The sequence below is a fragment of the Streptomyces sp. NPDC016845 genome (assembly GCF_044332585.1).
Taxonomy (GTDB): Bacteria; Actinomycetota; Actinomycetes; order Streptomycetales; family Streptomycetaceae; genus Streptomyces.
Window position 1 is genome coordinate 106,406 of record NZ_JBIRPI010000018.1, and the last position, 21,369, is coordinate 127,774.

22 protein-coding genes are annotated in these 21,369 nt (G+C 72.3%); 5 read left to right on the forward strand and 17 right to left on the reverse strand.

What is annotated here, in order from left to right:
• Positions 1-2 precede the first annotated feature (2 nt).
• Positions 3-425 (reverse strand): hypothetical protein, encoded by a 423-nt coding sequence (locus tag ACH4RC_RS31385; protein ID WP_398206904.1) that lies wholly within the window; start codon positions 423-425, stop codon positions 3-5.
• A gap of 381 nt (positions 426-806) precedes the next feature.
• Between ACH4RC_RS31385 and ACH4RC_RS31390 the strand changes: the two genes are divergently transcribed.
• On the forward strand, positions 807-1,076 hold the full coding sequence (locus tag ACH4RC_RS31390; protein WP_398206906.1) for a hypothetical protein: 270 nt from the start codon (positions 807-809) through the stop codon (positions 1,074-1,076).
• A 121-nt stretch (positions 1,077-1,197) separates the two neighbouring features.
• Here the strand turns inward: ACH4RC_RS31390 and ACH4RC_RS31395 are convergent, their stop codons facing one another.
• The 10 genes from ACH4RC_RS31395 to ACH4RC_RS31440 all read right to left on the reverse strand — a co-directional run bounded on the left by ACH4RC_RS31395 (position 1,198) and on the right by ACH4RC_RS31440 (position 10,127).
• A complete protein-coding gene (locus ACH4RC_RS31395; protein ID WP_398206908.1) occupies positions 1,198-1,533 on the reverse strand; it encodes a hypothetical protein in 336 nt (111 codons plus the stop codon).
• Between the two features lie 98 nt (positions 1,534-1,631).
• A complete protein-coding gene (locus ACH4RC_RS31400) occupies positions 1,632-2,237 on the reverse strand; it encodes a hypothetical protein (protein ID WP_398206910.1) in 606 nt (201 codons plus the stop codon).
• Positions 2,238-2,330: 93 nt separating this feature from the next.
• Positions 2,331-2,705 carry a hypothetical protein gene (locus ACH4RC_RS31405; protein ID WP_398206912.1) on the reverse strand — a complete coding sequence of 125 codons (375 nt, stop codon included), beginning with the start codon at positions 2,703-2,705 and terminating at the stop codon, positions 2,331-2,333.
• Between the two features lie 53 nt (positions 2,706-2,758).
• Complete coding sequence (locus ACH4RC_RS31410; RefSeq protein ID WP_398206913.1) at positions 2,759-3,757, reverse strand: ester cyclase; 999 nt, start codon at positions 3,755-3,757, stop codon at positions 2,759-2,761.
• Between the two features lie 79 nt (positions 3,758-3,836).
• A complete protein-coding gene (locus tag ACH4RC_RS31415) occupies positions 3,837-5,186 on the reverse strand; it encodes an MFS transporter (RefSeq protein ID WP_398206915.1) in 1,350 nt (449 codons plus the stop codon).
• A 124-nt stretch (positions 5,187-5,310) separates the two neighbouring features.
• Positions 5,311-6,108 (reverse strand): HpcH/HpaI aldolase/citrate lyase family protein, encoded by a 798-nt coding sequence (locus ACH4RC_RS31420; RefSeq protein ID WP_398206916.1) that lies wholly within the window; start codon positions 6,106-6,108, stop codon positions 5,311-5,313.
• Entirely contained in the window at positions 6,105-6,875 is a 771-nt protein-coding gene (locus tag ACH4RC_RS31425; RefSeq protein ID WP_398206918.1) for an SDR family NAD(P)-dependent oxidoreductase, read from the reverse strand. Before ACH4RC_RS31425 ends, ACH4RC_RS31420 begins: the two co-directional genes overlap by 4 nt.
• Positions 6,872-8,182 (reverse strand): histidinol dehydrogenase, encoded by a 1,311-nt coding sequence (gene hisD, locus ACH4RC_RS31430; RefSeq protein ID WP_398206919.1) that lies wholly within the window; start codon positions 8,180-8,182, stop codon positions 6,872-6,874. The genes ACH4RC_RS31425 and hisD (ACH4RC_RS31430) overlap by 4 nt, the downstream gene beginning before the upstream one ends.
• 56 nt (positions 8,183-8,238) lie before the next feature.
• Positions 8,239-8,991: an alpha/beta fold hydrolase gene (locus tag ACH4RC_RS31435; protein WP_398206921.1), complete on the reverse strand. Its 753-nt coding sequence runs from the start codon at positions 8,989-8,991 to the stop codon at positions 8,239-8,241.
• The gene (locus tag ACH4RC_RS31440) at positions 8,988-10,127 is read right to left on the reverse strand and encodes a cupin domain-containing protein (protein ID WP_398206923.1); all 1,140 of its coding nucleotides are present in this window, start codon (positions 10,125-10,127) and stop codon (positions 8,988-8,990) included. Before ACH4RC_RS31440 ends, ACH4RC_RS31435 begins: the two co-directional genes overlap by 4 nt.
• A gap of 181 nt (positions 10,128-10,308) precedes the next feature.
• On the opposite strand from ACH4RC_RS31440, the gene ACH4RC_RS31445 reads away from it, so the two are divergent.
• The gene (locus tag ACH4RC_RS31445) at positions 10,309-11,307 is read left to right on the forward strand and encodes a LacI family DNA-binding transcriptional regulator (RefSeq protein ID WP_398206924.1); all 999 of its coding nucleotides are present in this window, start codon (positions 10,309-10,311) and stop codon (positions 11,305-11,307) included.
• A 13-nt stretch (positions 11,308-11,320) separates the two neighbouring features.
• On the opposite strand, the gene ACH4RC_RS31450 is transcribed toward ACH4RC_RS31445, so the two are convergent.
• From ACH4RC_RS31450 to ACH4RC_RS31460, 3 genes are all read right to left on the reverse strand, one after another.
• Positions 11,321-12,742, reverse strand: a complete 1,422-nt coding sequence (locus ACH4RC_RS31450; protein ID WP_398206926.1) for an amino acid permease — start codon at positions 12,740-12,742, stop codon at positions 11,321-11,323.
• Positions 12,743-12,872: 130 nt separating this feature from the next.
• Positions 12,873-14,234, reverse strand: a complete 1,362-nt coding sequence (gene hisD, locus ACH4RC_RS31455) for a histidinol dehydrogenase (protein WP_398206927.1) — start codon at positions 14,232-14,234, stop codon at positions 12,873-12,875.
• A gap of 81 nt (positions 14,235-14,315) precedes the next feature.
• Positions 14,316-15,230 carry a LysR family transcriptional regulator gene (locus tag ACH4RC_RS31460; RefSeq protein ID WP_398206929.1) on the reverse strand — a complete coding sequence of 305 codons (915 nt, stop codon included), beginning with the start codon at positions 15,228-15,230 and terminating at the stop codon, positions 14,316-14,318.
• A 113-nt stretch (positions 15,231-15,343) separates the two neighbouring features.
• Between ACH4RC_RS31460 and ACH4RC_RS31465 the strand changes: the two genes are divergently transcribed.
• The gene (locus tag ACH4RC_RS31465; RefSeq protein WP_398206930.1) at positions 15,344-16,219 is read left to right on the forward strand and encodes a carbon-nitrogen hydrolase family protein; all 876 of its coding nucleotides are present in this window, start codon (positions 15,344-15,346) and stop codon (positions 16,217-16,219) included.
• 403 nt (positions 16,220-16,622) lie between these two features.
• Here the strand turns inward: ACH4RC_RS31465 and ACH4RC_RS31470 are convergent, their stop codons facing one another.
• Positions 16,623-17,627, reverse strand: coding sequence for a LacI family DNA-binding transcriptional regulator (locus ACH4RC_RS31470; RefSeq protein WP_398206932.1), 1,005 nt, complete (start codon positions 17,625-17,627; stop codon positions 16,623-16,625).
• Between the two features lie 142 nt (positions 17,628-17,769).
• Here ACH4RC_RS31470 and ACH4RC_RS31475 point away from each other — a divergent pair, with 142 nt between their 5' ends.
• Together ACH4RC_RS31475 and ACH4RC_RS31480 are read left to right on the forward strand one after the other, a co-directional pair.
• Positions 17,770-18,585, forward strand: a complete 816-nt coding sequence (locus ACH4RC_RS31475) for a phytanoyl-CoA dioxygenase family protein (protein ID WP_398206934.1) — start codon at positions 17,770-17,772, stop codon at positions 18,583-18,585.
• Positions 18,578-20,005, forward strand: coding sequence for a sugar porter family MFS transporter (locus ACH4RC_RS31480; protein WP_398206936.1), 1,428 nt, complete (start codon positions 18,578-18,580; stop codon positions 20,003-20,005). Before ACH4RC_RS31475 ends, ACH4RC_RS31480 begins: the two co-directional genes overlap by 8 nt.
• A gap of 22 nt (positions 20,006-20,027) precedes the next feature.
• Here the strand turns inward: ACH4RC_RS31480 and ACH4RC_RS31485 are convergent, their stop codons facing one another.
• Positions 20,028-20,981 (reverse strand): YihY/virulence factor BrkB family protein, encoded by a 954-nt coding sequence (locus ACH4RC_RS31485; protein WP_398206937.1) that lies wholly within the window; start codon positions 20,979-20,981, stop codon positions 20,028-20,030.
• A 146-nt stretch (positions 20,982-21,127) separates the two neighbouring features.
• Positions 21,128-21,301 carry a hypothetical protein gene (locus tag ACH4RC_RS31490; protein WP_398206939.1) on the reverse strand — a complete coding sequence of 58 codons (174 nt, stop codon included), beginning with the start codon at positions 21,299-21,301 and terminating at the stop codon, positions 21,128-21,130.
• Positions 21,302-21,369 lie beyond the last annotated feature (68 nt).

Consider the following 21,369-nt stretch of genomic DNA (forward strand, 5'->3'; position numbering starts at 1 on the left):
GCTCAGCCGCGGCCGTGCAGGGCCATGCGGACCTGGTTCGAGGCGGTCGGGAACAGCTGCGGGTCGGGGCTCATGCCGAGGGAGGCGGTGATGACGGCCTCGGTGCGGGGCGCGGTGGCGGGACCGGCGTTGCGGGCCGTGGACACCGTCTCCTTGTGCTGCTTGCCGTCGCAGGTCGGCGTGGTGGAGGCGGCGTAGATACCGCCCCTCGAGGCGTCGGCGAGCGCGACATGGAGTGTGTCGGTACCCATCAGCGCGTCGCACCGGTAGCGGACGGTCACCGCGACCCGGTCGCCCTTCGCGGTCGCCGAGACGATGTCGATCCGGTCGGCGGCCGTGGCGGCCGTGGTGGTGAGCCCGGCGGCGGCCGTGGTCAGGGCAAGGACGGTCGCGGCGTGGATGAGGCCTCTGCGGGTGCGGGACATGGATCCTCCGGCAGCTGGGGACGGGTCTGCGGGCCGTTCGGCCCGGCCGGTTCGAGTCTGTGTCGCCCGTCGGGAGCGCGCAGCCGGGGCCGCGCAAAGGGATGCCGCCCGGACCCGGCCCGCGGACCGGACGCCGCCGTACGGGGGAATCGCGCCGAGCGCGCGAAAACCACGAAATCGCATATTCGAGCAGGTCAGATGGGTCGTACGGGGAGCGGAACCACCCCCTTCCCGCGCACGCACAGTGATGGTCGCGGATGCGGAGCGTGCACGGAGGCGGCAACGTCGGACGCGGCGGAAATATGGCCCGTTCCGCCGGTCCCCGGCGTTGTCGCCAGGGGCTTGCCATGGGCCGGCGAAACTCTGAAAGGACCGCATCAGATGCGCAAGATTGCCAAGTACGTCGCTGTCGGCGCCCTCGTCACCCCCCTCGTCATCGGCAGCGCCGGCCTGGCGTCGGCCCACGACGGTCCGGGCCACGACGGCGGCCCGGGTTACGGGAAGGCGTCCAACTCCGCGGGCGTCAACGGCGGCCGTACCTCCGCCACGTTCAGCGGCTTCGGCCCGGACGGCAAGGCCTACTTCGTCACCACCAACAAGCAGGCCGGCCCCACGGGTGCCTCCGGCAACACGGTGGGCTCGCACTCCTGACGCGGTCCCCAGCGCGGCTCGGCCGCTGAGCCGGGCCGCGTCGTGTGCCCCGAAGTCAGCCGACTTCGGGGCACACGGCTGTGCGGTGCGTCAAAGGGCCGGGGCGGGGCCGGCGCAGGGGTCAGGAGTGTGTGCGGATCGTGGACCAGGTGGGGCCGCCGGGGCCGCCGACCGTCACGACCGACTTCTCGAAGTACGCGGTGCCCGCGTCGTCGAAACCGGACGCGGTGGTGGTGTAGACGATGCGGCCGCCGCTGAAGTCCACCGTCTCCTGGCCGAACGCCGGGCCGCCCGGGCTGAACGGCGCCTCGGCCGTGGGCATGTGCGCACCGCTCGCGGGGGGCGGCTCAGCCGCGGCGGCGACGCCCGGCGCGGCCAGGCAGAACCCGGCGGCCAGGGCGAGGGTCAGAACGGTCGGACGCGGCGCGAGGCGGCGTCCCGAAGGCAGGATCGACATGGTCCGACCGTGCCTGCCGGGCACCGGCCGGGACGGCGACGCACCGGCCCGGGCCGGTCGCCGCCACCCGTAGGTGTCATTGTCTGACTGCGGTCGGGCTAGTGGCCGGAGGCCGTGACGGCGGGCAGCGGGAGCGGGCGCGTGGCGGCGCCCGCCGTCGGCGCCTTCGAGGCGGCCTGGGCGGTCGTCTTGGAGTCGGTCTGCGCGGGCGTCGCGGACGGGGTGGCGGACGGCGCGGCGGAAGCGGCCGGGGCCGCGGGCGCCGACGCCGGGATGCTGGTGGTGGCCTTCCCCGGCGCGAACAGGGCGTTGCCCCCGAACGTGACGGCCGCCACGGTCATCTGGTGCGGCGTGACATGGAACGTGCAGGTGAACCGGCCCTCGCGGGTCGTGGTGGTGTTGCACTTCTGCGGTGCGGTCCGGGCGTCGCCGCTGACCTCCACGGACACCGCGAGCCGCGCCAGGGGGAAGAGCATGGTGTCGCCCTCGACGAGCCGCCCCTTGACCCGCAGCGTCGCGGCGGAGCCGACGACGGTCTCCCGGGCGTTCAGTTCGGTGACGACCGTGGCCGTGCGGGTGGTGTCGGCGGCCTGGTGGTGCGTGGCCGCGGGCGGCCGGGGGACGGCGCCCGCGGCCGGCGCGGCCACGCCGATGGCCAGTGGCGTGACCGCGGCGAACAGCAGTTGTCTGCGGATATGCGTCACACTGCACTCCCGTAGCAAGAGGAAGGACGAATGATCTTCTTGCGGGGTGTATGCCACTCGGGGGTCGACGGATAACGGGAGCGCGGGCGAGCCTCAGTGATCGGAGTAGCTGAAGTCTCCGACCGTCCAGGCGTTGACGTCCGAGAGGGCCACCCGGTACATCCCGCCCGTCTCGGGGATGCCCATGGTGCCCTGGAGGATGCGCGCGACGTGGAAGTGCAGGTGAGTGGGTGTCCCGGCCGGCGCGGTCGCCCCGTCCGCGTCCAGGGCGGTGAAGGCGGTCGCGAACGGGCCGAGGTGGTCCGAGTCCTTGAGGACCTCCGAGACCCGCCGGCGCCAGACCGCTTCCGGCGCGAGGCGGCCGGTGATGACGGTGCCGCCGGTGACCACTGTCAGGGACATCTGAGTGCTCTGTTCCGACTCCACGGTGGCCGCGAGCACGGTGAGCAGTTCGTCAGGCTTCGACATGGCCGCAGATTCTATGTGACCCGGCCCCCCGTGACCGGGTCACCCCCGCATCCTCAGTAGATGTTGACCTCGACATCGGGGCCGTCGCCCCGGGCCGCGTTGATCTGCGCGCGGAGCGAGATCTCGTCGTAGACGCGGAACTCCTTGACGATGCGGCCCTCCTGGACCAGGAACTGGGACACACCGAGCATCGTGACCGGCTGCCCGGTCAGCGGGCCGAAGTCCGGGGTGCCCCGGTAGCTGCCGTGCATGGTCCACAGGACGGCGACGCGCAGGCCCGCGTAGCGCGGGTCGTGGTGGGTCTGGACGTCGCGGACGGCGAACCGGGCGTCGGGGAAGGCGCCGACCAGCGACAGGAGGTCGCTCTGGTAGCGCTCCGGGCGGATGACGGTGCGGTCGCCGACGGTGTGCAGGAACAGGTCGCGGACCATGTAGTCCCTGATCTTGTTCAGGCGGCGCTGTGACCACACCTCCTCGATGAACTCGAGGACCATCTCGCACTCGGGACGGAAGTCGTCCGGGCGCGGTCCGCTGACGCCGCGGGCGAGGACGTCGGCCGGGGGCTCCTCGGTCATCGAGCCGGTGTAACCCTGGAAACGCAGGGCGCGGGCGGCCTCGGCGGGGTCGATGCCGAGCTGCAGACAGTCCGCCAGCTCGTCGCGGACCACCCACTCCTCGACCATGCGGCCGCGCCGGTAGAGGCAGTTGGCCACCGTGCGCTTGCGGACGCGGACGTTGCGGCCGTCGACGAGGTGCTCGTCGGCGGAGAAGACAAGGTGCGAGCTGAGGAACGCGTCGTCGCCGCGGGCCTCCCACACCACGTCCTCGGCCTGGCCGATGTGGCCCGGCGTGCTGCCGATCCGCATCGTGGTGCCCTCGATGACGCCGTCACGGCCGACGACGGTCCCCAGACTGGTGTGGACGATCGAGTCGGGCTCGTAGTTCTCGACGATGTGCGCGATGTCGCGGTCGACCCAGATGCGGTCGGTGACCTCGCGGATGAAGTCGTCCGGGTCCTTGTAGGGGAGGTAGGCGGCGGGGTCGAGAGGCATGGGGCGGCTCCGTTCTCAGCGGGTGTGTTCAGCGGGTGTGTGCAAGTGATGTATGCGTATGCAGATGTGGGCGGCTGGCTCAGGACTTCGCGAACTTGTCCGCGCCGAGCTGGCTCCGGTAGGTCTCCGTCATGAAGCGGCCCACCGTGACCAGGGCGAGGACCGCGGCCACCGCCAAGTAGACCCACACGGCGTAGATCGTGTCGAAGGTGCTGACGAGCAGCGTGGCCACGAACGGCGTGATCCCCATGAAGATGGAGAACGAGCTGTTGTACGCGATGGCGCTGGCGCTGAACCGGGTGCGGGTGGCGAACAGCTCCGCGGCGCAGACCGTGATGATGCCGGTGAGGAAGAACTCCGGTACCAGGTAGATGAGCTGGCTGGCGACCGCGGCGCCGAAGGTGCCGGCCTCACCGACCCAGAAGGCGACCGGTACGAGGACGATGCAGGCCACGGCGCCCATCAACAGCATCGGCCTGCGCCCGATCCGGTCCGACAACATGCCGGCCAGCGGCAGCATCGGGATGAGGACCGCGATGGAGATGGCGTTCGAGGCGAGCCCCATCCAGCGCGGCAGCCCGAGCGTGTCCGTCAGGTACTGCGGATAGAACGTGACCCAGGTGTACGAGAGGATCGCGCACATGATCGCGATGCCGCAGTAGACCAGGATGGGCCGCAGCTGGGTGCGGAGCGCCTCGCGCACCGGCGACTTGAGGACCTGCGTCCCGTCGGCCGTGGCGCGGACGAACTCGGGCGTCTCCTCGATGTGCCGGCGCAGCCAGATCCCGACCAGGGAGAGCGGGATCGCGAGCAGGAACGGGATGCGCCACCCGTAGGAGTCGAGCGCGGCCCCGTCGAAGACCCAGCTGGTCAGCGCGGCCGTACCGGCGCCCGCGAGGGTGCCGAGGAAGCAGCTGTTGGAGGCGTACGAGGTGTAGTACGCGCGCCGGTCGGGCTCGGCCCACTCGACGATGAAGGCCACCGCGCCGACGTACTCGCCGCCGGAGACCGTGCCCTGCACGACGCGGAGGACGAGCAGCAGGATCGGCGCGACGATGCCGACCTGGTGGTACGTGGGCAGGGCGCCGATCAGCGCGGTCGCCACGCCCATGAACACGATGGTCCACAGCAGGGTCTTCTTCCGCCCGGCCCGGTCGCCCCAGCGGCCCACCAGGGTGCCGCCGAGCGGCCGGAACAGACATGCCACGGCGATGATCGCGTAGGTGCCGAGGACCGCCACGGTCCGGTCGCTCTCCGGGAAGAAGGCGGGGGCCATGATCGGGGCCATGTAGCCGTAGAGCCCGTAGTCGAACTGCTCTACGAAGTTTCCGATGCTGCCCGCGCCGATGGCCCGGCGGATCGCACGGCGCCGGACCGGATCGGACGGCGGCGCGTCGGGGACGGTGGTGGGAGGCGCTGCGGCGGACATGGCTTCTCCGATCGCGCAGAGGGAGAGGGGTGCGGGAGGTGCGAAAAGCACGGGGGAGGTGGGGGATCCGGCTCATGCATACGTATGAACTCGGAGTGAACGCTAAAGGGCCGGTCAGGGGGCGTCAAGAGGTGGCCGGGGGAGAAGTGGTGCCTGTGGCCGCCGGCTCCGCGAGGGCGCGGAACGTGTCCATCAGGACGTGCGCCATGTTGAAGAGGATCAGCTGCGAGCCGGCCTCCTCGGCGGCCCTGGCACGCTCGCGACCGGGCACGATGGTCATGACCGCGCGGCCGGCGGCGCGGGCGGCGCCATGGGCACGGGTGAGGAGCGTGTCGACGGTCTCCTGGCCCGGGAAACCGAGGTCCGCCGCGAGGTCGGCCGGGCCGACCAGGACGGCGTCCACGCCCGGCGTGGCGGCGATCTCGGCGGCGGCGGCACAGGCCCGCTCCGTCTCGATCATCGCGACGACGAGGGTGTCCTCGGCGGCGGCCACATGCTCGGCGGCGGTGACCGTGCCGAACCGGCCCGCTCTGCTGTACGTGGCGAACCCGCGCTCGCCGAGCGGCGGATAGTGACTCGCGGCCACCGCGCGGCGGGCGTCCTCGGCGCTGTCCACGTGCGGGTGGATCAGTCCGACGGCGCCCAGGTCCAGGCAGCGCAGGGCGAGCGACGGCTCGGCCGTGCCCACGCGGACCAGGACGTCGATGCCCTGGGCCGCGGCGGCGGTGAGGTGGTGCTGGAGCAGCGCGGTGTCGGCGGGCCCGTGCTCGCAGTCGATGACCACGTAGTCCAGGCCCGCGACGCCCGCCATCTCCACGAGCGTCTCCGACGGCAGCCGCAGCAGCGCGCCCCGCAGGCGTTCACCTGCCGCGAGCCGCTGTTTGAGGCTGCGGCGCGGCTCTCCCGCGCGGGGCGCCGTCACCGTGCCACCATCCCGGCCGACAGGTCGATGTCGGCGCCGCACAGGCCGCGCATGCGCAGCATCGCGGTCACGGCGTCGCCCACCTCGTCCTCGGTGACCATGCGCCCGAGGGCGGAGCGCGACACGAACGCCTGCTCCGCCTCGGCGTGACTGCTGCCCGTGCGCTCGGCCTCCAGGCGGAAGTTGCGCTCCATGCGCGGGCCCGAGACGGGCCCGGGGGACAGCGAGTTGACCGTGACGCCCTGCGGCCCGACCTCGCCCGCAAGGGTCGTCGTCAGGCCGATGACCGCCATCTTCGAGGCGCAGTAAGGCGTACGCCGCAGGAGCGGCCGCTTCCCGGACACCGAGGCGATGTTGATCACGTCACCGGCGCCGCGCTCCGTCATGGCGGGGAGGAAGGCGCGGCACATGAGGAACACGCCGCGCACGTTCACGTCGAAGACCTCGTCCCACTCGCCGGGGTCGATCTCGGTCAGCGGCGCGACGGGCCCGGCGATGCCGGCGTTGTTGACCAGGATCGATATCTCCTCGCCCGCGAGGCCCGCGGCGAGTTCGCGGACCTCGTCCGGCCGCGACACGTCGCACACGCGGTGCTCCGCGCGCGGGCCGAGCGCGGAGACCGTCTCCTTCAGCGCGGTCTCGTTGCGCCCTGTGATCACCACGCGGGCGCCGTCGGCGACCAGGGAGTGCGCGATGGCGGCGCCGAGCCCGCTGCCTCCTCCGGTGACGAGCGCGGTCCGGCCGGCCAGCGGTGCGGCGGCGCTCACGCGCGGGCCTCTTCGTTCCACGGCAGGGTGCCCTTGCCGTACTTGGCGGCCCGTACGTCGCCGGAGCGGGCGTGGCCCTCGAACAGCTCGACCCGTGCGGCCCGCCCGCACACCTCGCCGAGCAGGGCGGAGGAGGAGGTATCGGTAACCTCCTGATACGTCACCGTCTTGAGGTACTTGCCGACCCACAGACCGCCCGTGTAGCGGGCCGCGCCCCTGGTGGGCAGCACATGGTTGGTGCCGATGACCTTGTCCCCGTAGGACACACATGTGCCCTCGCCGAGGAAGAGGGCACCGTAGTCGTGCATCTTCTCCAGGGCTTGGCGCGGGTTCTCGGTGAGGACCTCGACGTGTTCGCTGGCGTAGGAGTCTGCGATCTCGAAGGCCTCGTCGAGGGTGTCGGCGACGACGATCTCGCCGTGGTCGCGCCAGGCGGGCCCGGCGAAGTCCTTGGTCGGCATACCCGGCAGCAGCCGCTCGACGTGCCGGGCCACCTCGCGGCCCAGCTCCTCGGACGTGGTGACGAGGACGGCGGGGGAGTCCGGGCCGTGCTCGGCCTGGGAGAGCAGGTCGACGGCGACGACGAACGGGTCCGCGTGCTCGTCGGCGATGACCAGGATCTCGGTCGGCCCCGCGAACAGGTCGATGCCGACCTCGCCGAAGAGCTGCCGCTTGGCCTCGGCGACGTACGCGTTGCCCGGACCGGCGATCATCGGGACACGGCCGATCGTCTCGGTGCCGAGGGCCAGCGCGGCGACGGCCTGGACGCCGCCCAGGAGGTAGATCTCGTCGGCGCCCGCGAGGTGCATCGCGGCGACCGTGGCGGCGGGGATCTCGCCCCGGATCGGCGGGGTGCAGGCGGCGACCCGTGGCACGCCCGCGACCTTGGCGGTCACGATCGTCATGTGCGCGGAGGCGGTCAGCGGATAGCGCCCGCCCGGCACGTACGCACCGGCCCCTGACACCGGCACATGGTGGTGGCCGAGGCGGACCCCGGGCAGCGTCTCGATCTCCACGTCGCGCATCGAGTCGCGCTGCGCCCGGGCGAACGTCCGCACCTGCTCCTGCACGAAGCGGATGTCGTCGAGGACGGTCTCCGGGACGTCGGAGACGATGCGCGCGATGTCGTCGGGCGTCAGCCGGAACGACTCGGGGCTCCAGCCGTCGAACTTCTCCGAGTACTGGCGGACCGCGTCGTCACCGCGCTCACGGATGTCGCCGAGGATGGCGTGGACGCGTTCGGCGACATCGGCACGGCCGGCGCTGACCTGCGCGGCGGGTACGGGTGATTTCAGGAAGCGGGGCATGACGGCTCTTCTCTTACGGGGGTCTTGGGGGGAGGGGTGGGCGGAGTGCGGTCGAATCAGGGCACGGCGGCAGACGGTGCGCCGCGCTCGGCGGCCTCGACGACCGCGCGCACCGCCCCGGTCACGGCGTCAGGCCGCTGCCAGGGCAGCAGGTGACCGGCGTCGGGCAGCTCCCGCAGCCGGGCGCCGGGCACGGTGCCGGCGATGGTCCGGTGGAACGCGGGCGGGCACAGGGCGTCCCGCGTGCCGCTCAGTACGAGGGCCGGGCAGCGCGCGGAGCGCAGCGCGTCGGCCGCGTCGGTGCGGGTGGCCTGCGCGGCGAGCTGGGCGCGGGCCGCGTCCGGGCCGACGCGGTGCGCCATGTCCCGGTAGCGCTGAGCCGGTCGGGGCGTGAAGCGGCGGCCGGGGAACATGTCGGGCAGCGTCTGCTCGACGACGTCCGCGAAGCGCCCGGCGTCGATCGACTCGCTCAGAGTGCGCCAGGCCGCGTACTGCTCGGGGCGCGGCGCCCGCGCGTTGGCCGACATGACGCACAGTCCGGCGATCCGCTCCGGGGCCCGGCGCAGCGCCTCGAACCCGACGATGGCGCCCAGGCTCAGGCCGACCAGGACGAACGGGCCCGGTACCGACGCCAGTACGTCGTCCGCGAGCGCCCCGATGTCCGGCTTCTCCAGCGCGACGTGCCGGATTTCGCGGTCGCCGGGGAAGTCCACGTCCGCCCACAGGCCGGGGTCGCAGAGCATCCCGGGGACCACGACCACCGGCAGCGGGCGGTCCCGGCCGCCGCCCCGGCGCACGGCGGCGGTCACCAGCGCCGTGCGGAGCGCGGCAGCAGCGCGTACGGGGCGACGTAGCCGTTGTGGTCGATGCCGAGGCCCGCGTCGGCGGCGGCCTTGGAGACCTCCTCGTCCCACTCGAGGCGGACCCGGCCGTCGCCGGAGTTGACCACGAGGAGGTCGCCCTCGGTGTCGCCGGCGTTGCGCAGGGTCCGCCAGGCGTCCCGCGGGACGGAGAGCATGTCGCGCGGGCCGATCCGCACGGTGACAGGGTCGGTGCGGTTGAGAGTGATCTCCCACTCGCCGCTCTGCACGATCAGCGTCTGCGTCTCGTGCTGGCGGTGGTAGGAGACGCCCTGGCCCGGCTCGGCGCGCAGCCAGGCGGCGTTGTGCCCGTGCGGGTTGAAGATGCGCGGCTCCTGGTGCGGGTCCTCGGTCATGCCGTAGCCGATGACGCAGCTCAGCCGGGCGCCGCCGCCGGGCAGCGAGCTGTCGAGGAACGGATGCTCCGACCAGACCAGTTCGTCGGAGGCGGCGACGCGGCGCTTCATCTCGTCGGCGCTGTAGTGGCGCAGCCGGTCGATGTGCTCCTGCGCCATGGGCGTGACGCGCTCGCTCTGCGGCGGCAGGGCGTCACCGGCGACGGTGTCGACGAGCTGGTTGTCGGCGCTGAGGTAGAGGCCGTGGCCCTCCGCCTCGCGCAGGACCGAGGGGCCCCAGATGATGCCGCCGGTGTGGTCCATGCCGAGGACGGTGAACATCCAGCCGTTGTCCGGACCGGTGTTGGTGAAGCCGCGGAAGATCCAGGTGGGGACGGAGGCGATGTCACCGGCCTTGAGGGTGAGCTCGCCCTCGGTGCCGTCGGCGCCCCAGCGCAGCAGGTACTCGCCCTCGGTGCAGATGAACACCTCGGCGGTGTAGTGCAGGTGCAGGTTGTTGGTGATGCCGTTCGGCATGGCCGCGGCGCCGATGTTGTAGCCGTGCGGCAGGCGGAGGTTGACGAACTGGCCGGCGGCCTGCGAGACGCCAGGCCCGATCATCGCGTAGTTCTCCTTCCGGTCCGAGCCGGGCGTACGGCAGTCGATGAAGGCCTGGTTGCAGGAGACGAAGTCGCTGCGGCGCACGGTGCGCTCCGCGAGTTCGCTCGGGGTGACGACGACGTCGGGCATGACGGACCGCTCCTTGCTGCAGGGACATCCGGACCGGGATGTCGATGTGGAATACGTATGCATTCCCATGACAGGCGTTGGGGTGAGTCTGTGTCAAGGGGTTGGGCCGGATCGGGCATACGTATACTGACCTCGATGCCCGCCGGGGTGGCGGCGCGGTGGCGGCGACGAGGGGCGAGCGATGGGGATCACCAGTCACGACGTGGCCAGGCTGGCCGGTGTCTCGCAGCCGACGGTCTCGCGGGCGCTGCGCGACGACCCCCGGGTGTCGCAGGCGACCAGGGAGAAGGTGAAGCGGGCCGCACAGGCGCTGAACTACGTGCCGAGCGAGGCGGGGCGCACCCTGTCCACGCGCTCGACCCGGCGCGTCGGCGTCATCGTCACCGACCTGACGAACCCGTTCTACCCGCATGTGATCGCCCCGCTCCACGACGAGCTGCGCGGTCTCGGCTACCGCATGATGCTGATCACCGAGCGGTCCGACGAGGCCGTCGCCGAGGAGAAGCTCCTGGACCAGTCCCTGGACGGGGTCGTCCTCGCGACGGCGACCACGGACTCGCGCCTCCCGGCCCAACTGGAGCGGCGCGGCATGCCGTTCGTCTTCCTCAACCGCGACACCGGCCGCCCGGACGACTACGCCTCGGTCGTCGACAACGAGGGCGGTGGCCGTCTGGTCGCCCGCGAACTCGTCGCCCTGGGTCACCGGTGCATCGCGGGCGTCTTCGGCTCGGCCAACACCACCACGGGACGCGACCGCGAACTCGGGTTCCGGCTCGCCCTGGCCGAGGCGGGCATCGGGCTCGCCGAGGACCGGGTGGTGCGCGGCGCCTTCGAGTTCGACACCGGCTATCGCGCGCTGCCCGAACTGCTCGGCGCCGCCGAGCCGCCGACCGCCGTGTTCTGCGGCAACGACGTGGTCGCCATCGGCGTCCTGAACGCCGCCCTCGCGGCGGGCGTCCGCGTGCCCGAGGACCTCACCGTGGTCGGCTTCGACGACCTCCCGATGGCGGCCTGGGAGGTGTTCCGGCTCACCACCGTCCGGCACGACCTCGGCGAACTGTCGCGGCAGGCGGCCCGGCTCCTCGTCCGGCGCATCGGCGGCGAGGTCGACGCGGCCGGTGAACGCCTGGTGCTGCCGACCGAGTTCGTGCCGAGGGCGACGCACGCGCGCGTGTCCTGACCGTCCCGGCAGCTCACAGCCGGGCGAGGGCCGGACCGGCCGCGTCCGCGCCGCTGCCGGCGTCTCCCCGTAGCCTTCGCTGGCGCACGACCCCCACGGCGACGAGGACCGCGGCGAGGCCCAGCGAGAGCCAGAGTTCGAGCCGGTGTCCGGGCAGGACGGCCATGAGGACGAGCACCCCGGCGATGAAGGCGATCGTGGCGAGCGTGAGGTAGGGGAACGCCCACATCCGCACCTCGGCCGGGCGGCCGCCCTTGCGCCGGTTCGCGTACTGGGTGAGCGCGATGACCAGGTACATCATGAGCGCGATCGCGCCGCTGGAGGCGATTAGATACGTGAAGACGCCCGGCAGCAGGTAGTTGGCGATGACCGCGGCGACGCCGATGACGGTGGAGGCCACGACCGCGTTGCGCGGCACGCCCCGGCGTGAGGTGCGGCCGAGGGCGGCCGGCGCGTCGCCGCGCTTGGCCAGCGAGAACACCATGCGCGACGCCGTGTAGACGGCGGAGTTGAGGCAGCTGCTGACGGCGACGACCAGGACGACGTCCATGATGCGGCCCGCGCCAGGGATGTTCATCAGCTCGAGAACTGCCTGGTACGAGCCGGCCTCCGCGAGGCCGGCGGAGTTCCACGGCACGAGACAGACGACGACGAGGATCGAGCCGATGTAGAAGAGGCCGAGGCGCCAGACGACCGCGCGGACGGCCTTCCTGATGTTCTTCTTCGGCTCCTCGGACTCGGCGGCGGCGATGGTGACGATCTCGCTGCCCTGGAAGCTGAACATCGCGGTGAGCAGTCCGGCGAGGATCGCGACACCGCCCTTGGGGGCGAAGCCGCCGTCGCTCCACAGATGAGAGACGCCGTGCGTGTCGGAGCCGGGCAGCAGCCCGAGGATCGCGAGCACGCCGAGGACCAGGAAGGCGACGATCGCGACGACCTTCAGGAGCGCGAACCAGTACTCGAACTCCCCGTAGTTGCGCACCGAGAGCAGGTTGCTGCCCGCAAGGAACACGATCATCGCGAGCGCGGGGATCCAGCTCGGCAGCGAGGTGAGGGAGGCGATGACCTCGCCCGCCGCGATCGCCTCGATGGGGATGACGAGGATGTAGAACCACCAGTACAGCCACCCGATCGAGAACCCCGCCCAGCGGCCGAGCGCGCGGTCCGCGTACGTGGAGAAGGACCCGGTGTCGGGCTGGGCGACGGCCATCTCGCCGAGCATCTGCATGACGAGCACGACCAGGGCGGCGGCCAGCAGGAACGAGATCAGGACGGCGGGACCCGCGGCGGCCACCGCGGTGGACGAGCCGACGAAGAGACCGGCGCCGATCACCCCGCCGATGGAGATCATGGTGATCTGGCGGCCCTTGAGGCCCTGGGTGAGAGCGGCGTTCGCTGAGGTGGCCGGTGGTGGCCCGGGCGGGTGGTGCGGCATGCGGAAACCTCGGGTGGGCGTGGGGACGCGGGCAGACCTGACGGGGGAGAAGGGGGGCGAGGACGGCCCCGCGTCCGCGCCGCCGCACGGGTGGAACGGCGGCGCGGACACGGGAGACGGGGGTGACGGGTCAGAGCTGCTCGCGCAGCGCCGTCGGCACGGCGTCGAACATCTTGTCCGTGCGGCCGACCTTGTCGAGGCGCAGGGTGGCCGTCGCACCGTGGGCGGCGAGGCCCTCGAACGCGGAGATCCGCTCGACGGCGGGAGCGAGCGCCGCCGTGCCCTCCTTCACGGCACGCTGGTACGTCAGCGGCTTCAGGAAGCGCGAGACGGAGAGCCCGGCGTTGTAGCGGGCGGTCTTGCCGGTCGGCAGGACGTGGTTGGTGCCCGCGATGCCCTTGTCGGAGTAGGCGACCGTGGACCACGGGCCGATGAAGAGGGAGCCGTAGCAGGTCAGGCTGTTCAGGTAGTAGTCGTCGTCCTCGGTCTGGATCTCCAGGTGCTCCGGGCCCAGGACGTCGGCGATGGCGACCGCGTCGGCCTTGTCGCCGACCACGATGACCGAGCCGAAGTCGCGCCAGGCCGGACCGGCGATGTCGCGCGTGGTCAGCGTCGCGAGCTGGCGCTCGATCTCCGCGATGACGGCGCGCCCGGTCCGCTCGGACGTGGTGATGAGCGCGGCGGGCGAGTTCGGGCCGTGCTCGGCCTGGCCGAGGAGGTCCGCCGCGACCCACACCGGGTCGGCGCTGTCGTCGGCGATGACCGCGACCTCGGAGGGGCCGGCGAGCAGGTCGATGCCGACCTGGCCGAACAGCTGCCGCTTGGCCTCGGTGACGAACGCGTTCCCGGCGCCGACGAGCATGTCGACCGGGGCCTCGCCGAGCAGGCCGAACGCCATGGCGCCGAGCGCCTGGACGCCGCCGAGGGCGAAGACGCGGTCGGCGCGGGAGAGGTGGGCGCCGTAGAGGACGGCGGGGTGCGCGCCGTGCTCGCCCGACGGGGGAGTGCAGGCGAGGACGGTGGGTACGCCCGCCGTCTTGGCCACGTTGACGGTCATGAAGGCGCTGGCGAGGAGCGGGAAGCGGCCGGCCGGGAGGTAGGCGCCGACGCGCGAGACCGGGACGTAGCGCTGGCCGCCCGCGACGCCCGGGGCGAGCTCGATCTCGAAGTCGGTCAGGTGCTCGCGCTGGGCGGCGGCGAACCGGTGGGTGCGCTCGTACCCCATCTCCAGGGCGGTGCGGACGTCCGGGGGCAGCGCGTCCCCGGACTTCTTGAGTTCGGCGGCGCCGATCTCCAGGTCGCCGGACCAGCCGTCCAGTTCCTTGGCGTAGGCGCGGACCGCGTCCATGCCCTTGCGCTCGATCTCCGACAGCATCTGCGACACCCGCTCGACGACCTTCGGGTCGCGCTGGGCGGGGGGACCGTCGACGGACGGCTTCTTGAGCCAGTTCAGAGGGGGCAGGGCCTGGGCTTCGTCGTGCGTGATCTGCATGGCGAGGACGCTAGGCGCTCCGTCGGCACAGGACCAGAGGGGCGGTTCCTGTCAGACCCACAGGGTTTGCCTGTGCCTTCCTCATGTGTACCTCAGCTCGGCGCCGATCTCGCGGAGCGTGTCCTCGGCGATCCGGGCCAGCTCCCTGGTGGCCCGGGACAGCGGATGCCCCCGGCGCCGGACGAGGGCGATGGTGTCGTACAGCGGCTCGTCGAAGGACGCGGTGTGCAGTCCGGCGGGGAAGGCCGGGCCCGCCACCACCGCCCGGCTGGCGATCGTGTCGCCCACCCCGGCGGCCACCAGCTTCAGCGCGGCCTCGACGTGTTCCAGCTCGATCAGCGGGTCGACGCCCACCCCGGCGAGCTGGGCCCGCTCCGCGATCTGCCGCCGCGTCGGGTCCTGCCAGCCGTAATGCGCGTCGTACAGGACGAGCGGCGCGCGCGAGAACGCCTCGATCGTCACGGGTGTACGGGTGCGCTCCTCATCCGCGCTGACGTAGTACACCTCGTCGCGCAGGAGCGGGGTCACCGAGAGCCCCTCGTCGTCGATGGGCAGGACGACAAGGCCCGCCTCGATGCGTCCGGCGGCGACGGCCGCGGCGGTCTCCGCCGAGTTCTGCCCGACGAGCCGGACGCGGACCGACGGATAGCGGGCGTGGAAGAGCTGGACCAGGTTGGAGAGCAGGTAGTAGTCGGCGTTGCGCAGCACCCCGAAGGTGGCCGTGCCGCCGCCGAGGGAGCCGAGGGAGCGCACCGCCCGCGTCCCGTGGTCGGCGGCCTCGACGGACTGCTGGGCGTAGGGCAGCAGCTCCTGCCCGGCCGACGTCAGGGTCAGGGTGCGGCTGCCGCGGACGAACAGCTCCGCGTCGAGTTCGCTCTCCAGGCGGCGGACGAGTTCGGAGGCCGACGCCTGCGCCATGTCCAGGGCCTGCGCCGCGGCGGTGAACGACCCGAGCCGCTCCGCCTCGACGAAGGCCCTCAGCTGATTGAGGGTCATGGCCGCCATGGAAGCACAGGTTCGCCCTGTGGTTCGCACAGGGTTCGGTGGCCTTGTCCCGGGAGGAGGTGAATGGTTGGCTCGGCCGCGCCGCCCACCGGAAAGTGATGCCCATGTCCCAGCCCCTGTCGATCGGCCTCGTCCAGGCCGCGGCCCGCCACCACAGCGCCCGCGACCTGGACTCCTTCGCGGCGGAGGTGCGTCGGTACACCAAGACGTACCCCGGTGTGCGGCTGCTCGCCCACCCGGAGCTGCACCTGTGCGGGCACACGCCGGACGAGGACCCCGAGGAGGTCATGGCCGCGGCGGCGGAGCCGCTCGACGGGCCGCGCGACAAGACGCTCGCCGCCCTCGCTGGCGACCTCGGCATCTGGCTCGTACCCGGCAGCGTCTACGAGCGCGGCGAGGACGGGCGGATCTACAACACGGCCGCCGTGTACTCGCCGCAGGGCAGGCGCGTGGCGGCGTACCGCAAGATCTTCCCGTGGCGCCCGCACGAGACCACGGCATCGGGCACGCAGTTCGTGGTCTTCGACATGGACGGGTACGGGCGCGTCGGCCTGTCCATCTGTTACGACGCCTGGTTCCCCGAGGTCACCCGGCATCTGGCCTGGCAGGGCGCGGACCTCGTCCTGAACCTCGTGCGGACGCCGACCGTGGACCGGGCGCAGGAGCTGGTGCTCGCCCGCGCCAACGCGATCGTCAACCAGACCTTCATGGCCAGCGTCAACGCGGCACCGCCGGACGGCATCGGCCGCAGCGTCCTCGTCGACCCGGAGGGCCGGGTGCGCGCCGAGGCCGGGCCCGAGCCCGAGTTGGTCCTGACGGACGTCGTCGACCTGGCCGAGGCCCGCAGGGTCCGCGCGTACGGCACCGCCGGGCTCACCCGCGTATGGGACCCCTTCGCGCAGGGACAGCCGCCGCTCGAACTCCCGCTGTACGAGGGCTGGTTGGACCCGGCGCGCTGGCGTGAGGGGTTGGGGGGCTGACGCCCCGAGCTCTTCCCGGACCTCGGCCGGGCAGTAGCTCTTCGGCTCCGGCAGCAGGTTCGAGCGGCACTTGAGGCACGACTCCGGATGCGGCGATGAGGACGTCGGGGACGTCGGGGACGTCGGGGACGTCGGGGTGCACCTCCTGACGTGCCAGGGGAGACCAGCCCCGGGGACCGCGCTGAAGAGCGGCGGCCGGCGCCCCGCCCATGCGGTGCGCGGAACCCGCGCCGGCCAGGAGCGGATACTCCTCGCTCTCGTCCCGCCCGTCGCCCCGCGGCGCCTCGCCCAGGTGCCACCGCAGCAGCTCCAGCTCGGCGGAGTCGGGCAGGTCCAGGGCCAGGTGCGGCTCGTGGATGTCACTCACGCCGCAACGCTGTCCCCGCTCGCCGACGACTGGTTCTCAGGCCGTCCCGCGTCCGATCAGGCGGTGCGGCACGATCAGTTCCTGCGGCGGGACGTCGTTGCCGGGGCTGTATATGCGGTCCGCCAGGCACTGCAGGGACCGTTCGGCGATCTGCCGCTTGTCCGGGGCGATGGTGGTCAGGGGCGGGTGGCTGTAGCGGCCGTCCTCGATGTCGTCGAAGCCGACGATCGCGAGGTCCTCGGGGACGCGCAGGCCGCGCTCGTGCGCCACGTGGAGGGCGCCGAGGGCGAGTTCGTCGCTGAAGGCGAAGACGGCGTCGGGCGCCGTGGGGCCGTCGAGGAGTTCGGCCATGGCGCGGGCGCCGTCCGCCCGGTGCAGCGCGGCCACCGGGCGCTGCGCGCCCGGGAGTTGAGGCAGCCCGGCGCGTTCGAGCGCGCGGGCGTAGCCCTCGGCGCGCAGCAGGGCGGTGCCGTTGTGCAGGTGGGGCTGGAGTCCGATCGCGGCGACGCGCCGCCGGCCGAGGCGGAGAAGGTGGCTGGTCGCCTCGTCGGCGGCGGTGACGTTGTCGACGGCCACGCGGTCCCCGGCCCCGTGCGGGCTGCGCTCGCCGAGCAGTACGAGGGGCACCGCCGGTGCGGTGGCGGCGAGTTCGGCCGGGTCCAGGGCCCAGGGGCTGATGATGAGGCCGTCGACGACGCGGCCGCCGCCCTGGGTGAGCAGGCGGCGTTCGGCGTCGGCGTCGCCCCGCGTCTGGTCGATGATCACGGTCCAGGAGCGGCGCTGCGCCTCGTCGACGAGGAGCCCCGCGAGTTCGCCGAAGTACGGGGAGTGCAGTTCGGGGATGGCCAGGCCGATGATCCCGGTGCGTCCCGCGCGCAGGCTGCGGGCGGCCAGATTGGGCTGGTAGCCGAGCGCGTCGATCGCCTCCTGGACGCGCTGCCGGGTCTCGGGCGCCACGGCGGCGCTGCCGCTGACGACGTTGGACACGGTGCGCACGGAGACTCCGGCCCGTGCGGCTACATCTTTCAGGCGACTGCTCACCGCGTCATCTTGCCATGCCCGGTCCGCCCGGAGCGGACCGTGTCCGCCTTCACGAAATCCCTGCACCGGAAGGTATTGCAACGTTGCATGCATCGATGCAATCTAGTGCGGAAGCGAAAGCTCTGCTTGCAAGGAGGCAAGGATGACCGACGTGGACGTGGCCCAGGACGTGGCGAACCTGTACGAGGACGGCATCACCGCGCGCAAGGGCGCCTTCACCAAGGAGTGGGCCGACCGGCTGCGCGAGGACATCGAAGCCGCCTACGAGGAGGCGCGCGCCCGGCCCGGCGGCGCCGTGGGCCGCGGCCCGAACCGCTACTACGTGGAGATCCACCCGGAGCAGCTGCGCGGCTTCGTCGACCTCGTCGACCACCCGTGGGTCCGCTCCGTAGCCACCGCCGTGCTCGGCCCCGACTACCGCATCGTCGAACTCGGCTTCGACGTCCCTCTCGAGGGCGCGGCCAACCAGCCGTGGCACCGCGACTTCCCGATCCCCGACGAGACGCGCGCCGAACGCCGCCTGACCTCCCTGGCGTTCAACGTCACCGCGGTCGACACCGCCGAGGACATGGGGCCCTTCGAGATCGCGCCCGGCACCCAGTGGGACGACGAACCCGACTTCGAGCACGGCATGTTCCCGCCCCGCGAGCGCTACGGCCGCTACGCGGAGCGCGCCGTGCGCAAGTACCCGCAGCGCGGCGACGTCTCCGCCCGCACCGCGCTCACCATCCACCGCGGCACGAAGAACGAGTCCGCGAAGGCGCGGCCCGTCCTCGTCCTCGGCCTCGACGGGCCCGAGGCGCACAACGCCGACCGCCACGACACCGCCGTCACGCGCGCGTACTGGGAGGCGCTGCCCGAGCGGGTCCGCCACCACCTCGACTGCCCGGTCGTCGAGGAGCTGACGCCCATCACGCAGAAGCACACCATCGAGGGTCTGGTCATGGGCGATGCCTGAGGCGGCGACGCTCGCCGCCCGAGCCCCGGCCCGTCCGCCCGGTCCCGGGCGGACGCCGCTCCTGGTCTACGCGGTCGCCGCCGTCTCGGCGCTCGGCGGCCTGCTCTTCGGCTACGACACCGGCATCATCTCCGGCGCCCTGCTCCACCTCCGCGACGACCTCGACCTCTCCTCGCGCGAGCAGGAGACCGTCGTCAGCGTCATCCTGCTCGGCGCCATGGTCGGCGCGCTCATCTCCGGGCGCACGGCCGTACGGCACGGGCGGCGCAAGGTCGTGGCGACCGTCGCGGTGATCTTCGGGATCGGCGCGGTGGCCGCCGCGCTCGCCCCCGACGTGACCACCCTGATCGCCGCGCGCTTCGTGCTCGGCCTCGCGGTCGGCGGCGCCTCCAACATGGTGCCCGTCTACATCGCGGAGCTGGCGCCCGCCGCCGTACGCGGCCGGCTCATGGTGCTCTTCCAGCTCATGGTCGCCATCGGACAGCTCATCGCCTACCTGTGCGGCTGGGCGCTCTCCGGCAGCGGCGGCTGGCGCGTCATGTTCGCCCTCGCCGTCATCCCCGCCGTGGCCCTCGCCGTCGGTATGGCGTTCCTGCCGGAGAGCCCGCGCTGGCTCATCGAGCAGCACCGCCACGACGACGCCGAGCGGACGCTGCGCAGGCTGCGGCCCGCCGGGGCGGACATCACGGCGGAGATCACCGAGATCACCACCGTCACGGCCGGCACGGCGACCGGCAACGGTGGTTGGCGTCAGCTCCGGCAGCGCTGGCTGCGCCCGGCGCTCCTGATCGCCGTGGGCATCGCGGCGTTCTCGCAGCTCACCGGTATCAACGCGATCGTCTACTACGCACCCACGATCCTGGACGACGCGGGCTTCGGAAACTCCGTCGCACTGCTCACCGGTATCGGGATCGGCGCCATGCTGGTCGTCGCCGGTGTCGTGGGAGCCATCGCGGTCGACAAGGCGGGGCGGCGCCGCACGATGCTGTGGTTCCTGCCCGGCTCGGCGCTCGCCATGGCGGTGCTCGCGCTCGCCTTCACCGCCGATTCGGGGTCGACCGCCCAGCGCTGGACGGTGATCATCTCGCTGTTCGCGTACATCCTGTTCAACGGCGTCGGCATGCAGGCCGTGCTGTGGCTGATCGGCCCGGAGATCCTGCCGCTGAGCGTGCGCGGACCGGCCACCAGCCTCGCCACGCTGTCGGTGTGGGGCTTCGACCTCCTCATCGCCATGACGGCCCTGACGGCGATCAACACCGTCGGCCGCTCGGGCACCTTCCTCTTCTACGCGCTGATGAACGTCGCCTGCATCGTCTTCGTCGTCGCCAAGGTGCCGGAGACGAAGGGCCGGAGCCTGGAGAGCATCGAGCGCGCCCTGCGCGGCCCGGGACCTTTCCGCAAGGCGCTGGACGAGGAGTGAGGCTCCCTGTCGGCCCGCCGCCTCAGACGCCCGGGTCGGGCTCAGCGGGGCCCGGCCGCAGGGCGCGGGCCGCTTCGAGCTGGGCCGCGAACGACAGGCCCAGAAAGAGCGCGACGGAGGTGAGATAGGCCCACAGAAGCAGCGACATGAACGCGCTGAGCGGCCCGTAGACGGTGTCGAAGGACCCGCTGACCGAGAGGTACAGACTCAACGCCCACGTCAGCAGCGACCACAGCACCAGATACACGGCGGCGCCCAACGCCAGCCAGGTGTAACCCGGTTGGCGGCGACGCGGCGAGCGCCGGAAGATCACGCTCGCCGAGAGCAGCGCGAGGAGCAGACCGAGGGGCCAGCGCAGGGCGTCCCAGGTGGCGCGGGCGCCGTCGCCGAGGCCGTACACCGACACGGCCGCCGCCCCCAGGTCACCGCCCGCCACCATCATGACGAAGCCGAGGCCCAGCGGGAGCCCGGCGCTGAGCGCCATGACGAGGCCGCGCGCGTACTTCTGGAGGAAGGGCCGGTCGCGCTCGTTGCCGTAGATGCGGTTCGCACCGCGCTCGACCTGGCACATGGCCGTCGTGATGTTGGCCAGCGAGAACGCGAGGGCGAACCAGAGGGCCACCTGCGTGCCCCCGCCCGCCGTGCGGCGGCTGCGGGCGAGCGCGTCGTCGACGACCTCCGCGCTCGGCCCGGCCGCGATGCGATGGATGGTCTGCTCCGCGAACCGCCCGACGCTCTCGGTGTGCAGCGTCGTCGACAGACCGACGAAGACGATGGCGAGCGGAATCAGCGAGAGCACCGTCTGCAGCGCCAGCGCGCGGGCGTGGCTGAACCCGTCCGCGTAACGGAAACGGACGAACGCGTCCCACAGCAACTGGCGGCCGCCGTAGCGGCGCAGCGCCTCGTACGCCTCGTCGCCGGAGAGCTCGTCGCCCCGCATGTCGCGGGTCTCGGGGACCTTGGTCGCCGTACCCATCGCTCCCCCTCGTCGCTCACGCGCCCGCCGCTGTTCCGCGCACTTCTGTGCCCCCGATCAGGACGCGCAATCGAGAGCGGCGCCCCGGGACCGAGGGGTACCCGGTCCCGGGGCGCCGTCGTCACAGCGCTGCGCGTGCCCGCGGCTCAGCGGTAGCCGTCCTCCCGGCCGTCCTCGGGGAGCAGCGGCTGCGTGTCGTCCTCGCGTCGCCTGTCGCGCTCCCGGTCCCGACGGTCGCGGTCCGGCTCCTGGCGGCCCCGCTCGTCCTGCGGGTCGTACGGGTCGTACGTCGGGTCCTCGATGTTGCTGCGGTCGGCCATGACGGCTCCTTCATCTGCGCGATCTGCGCAAGTGGATGTGTGCGGGTGGATCTGTGCGGGTGGATCTG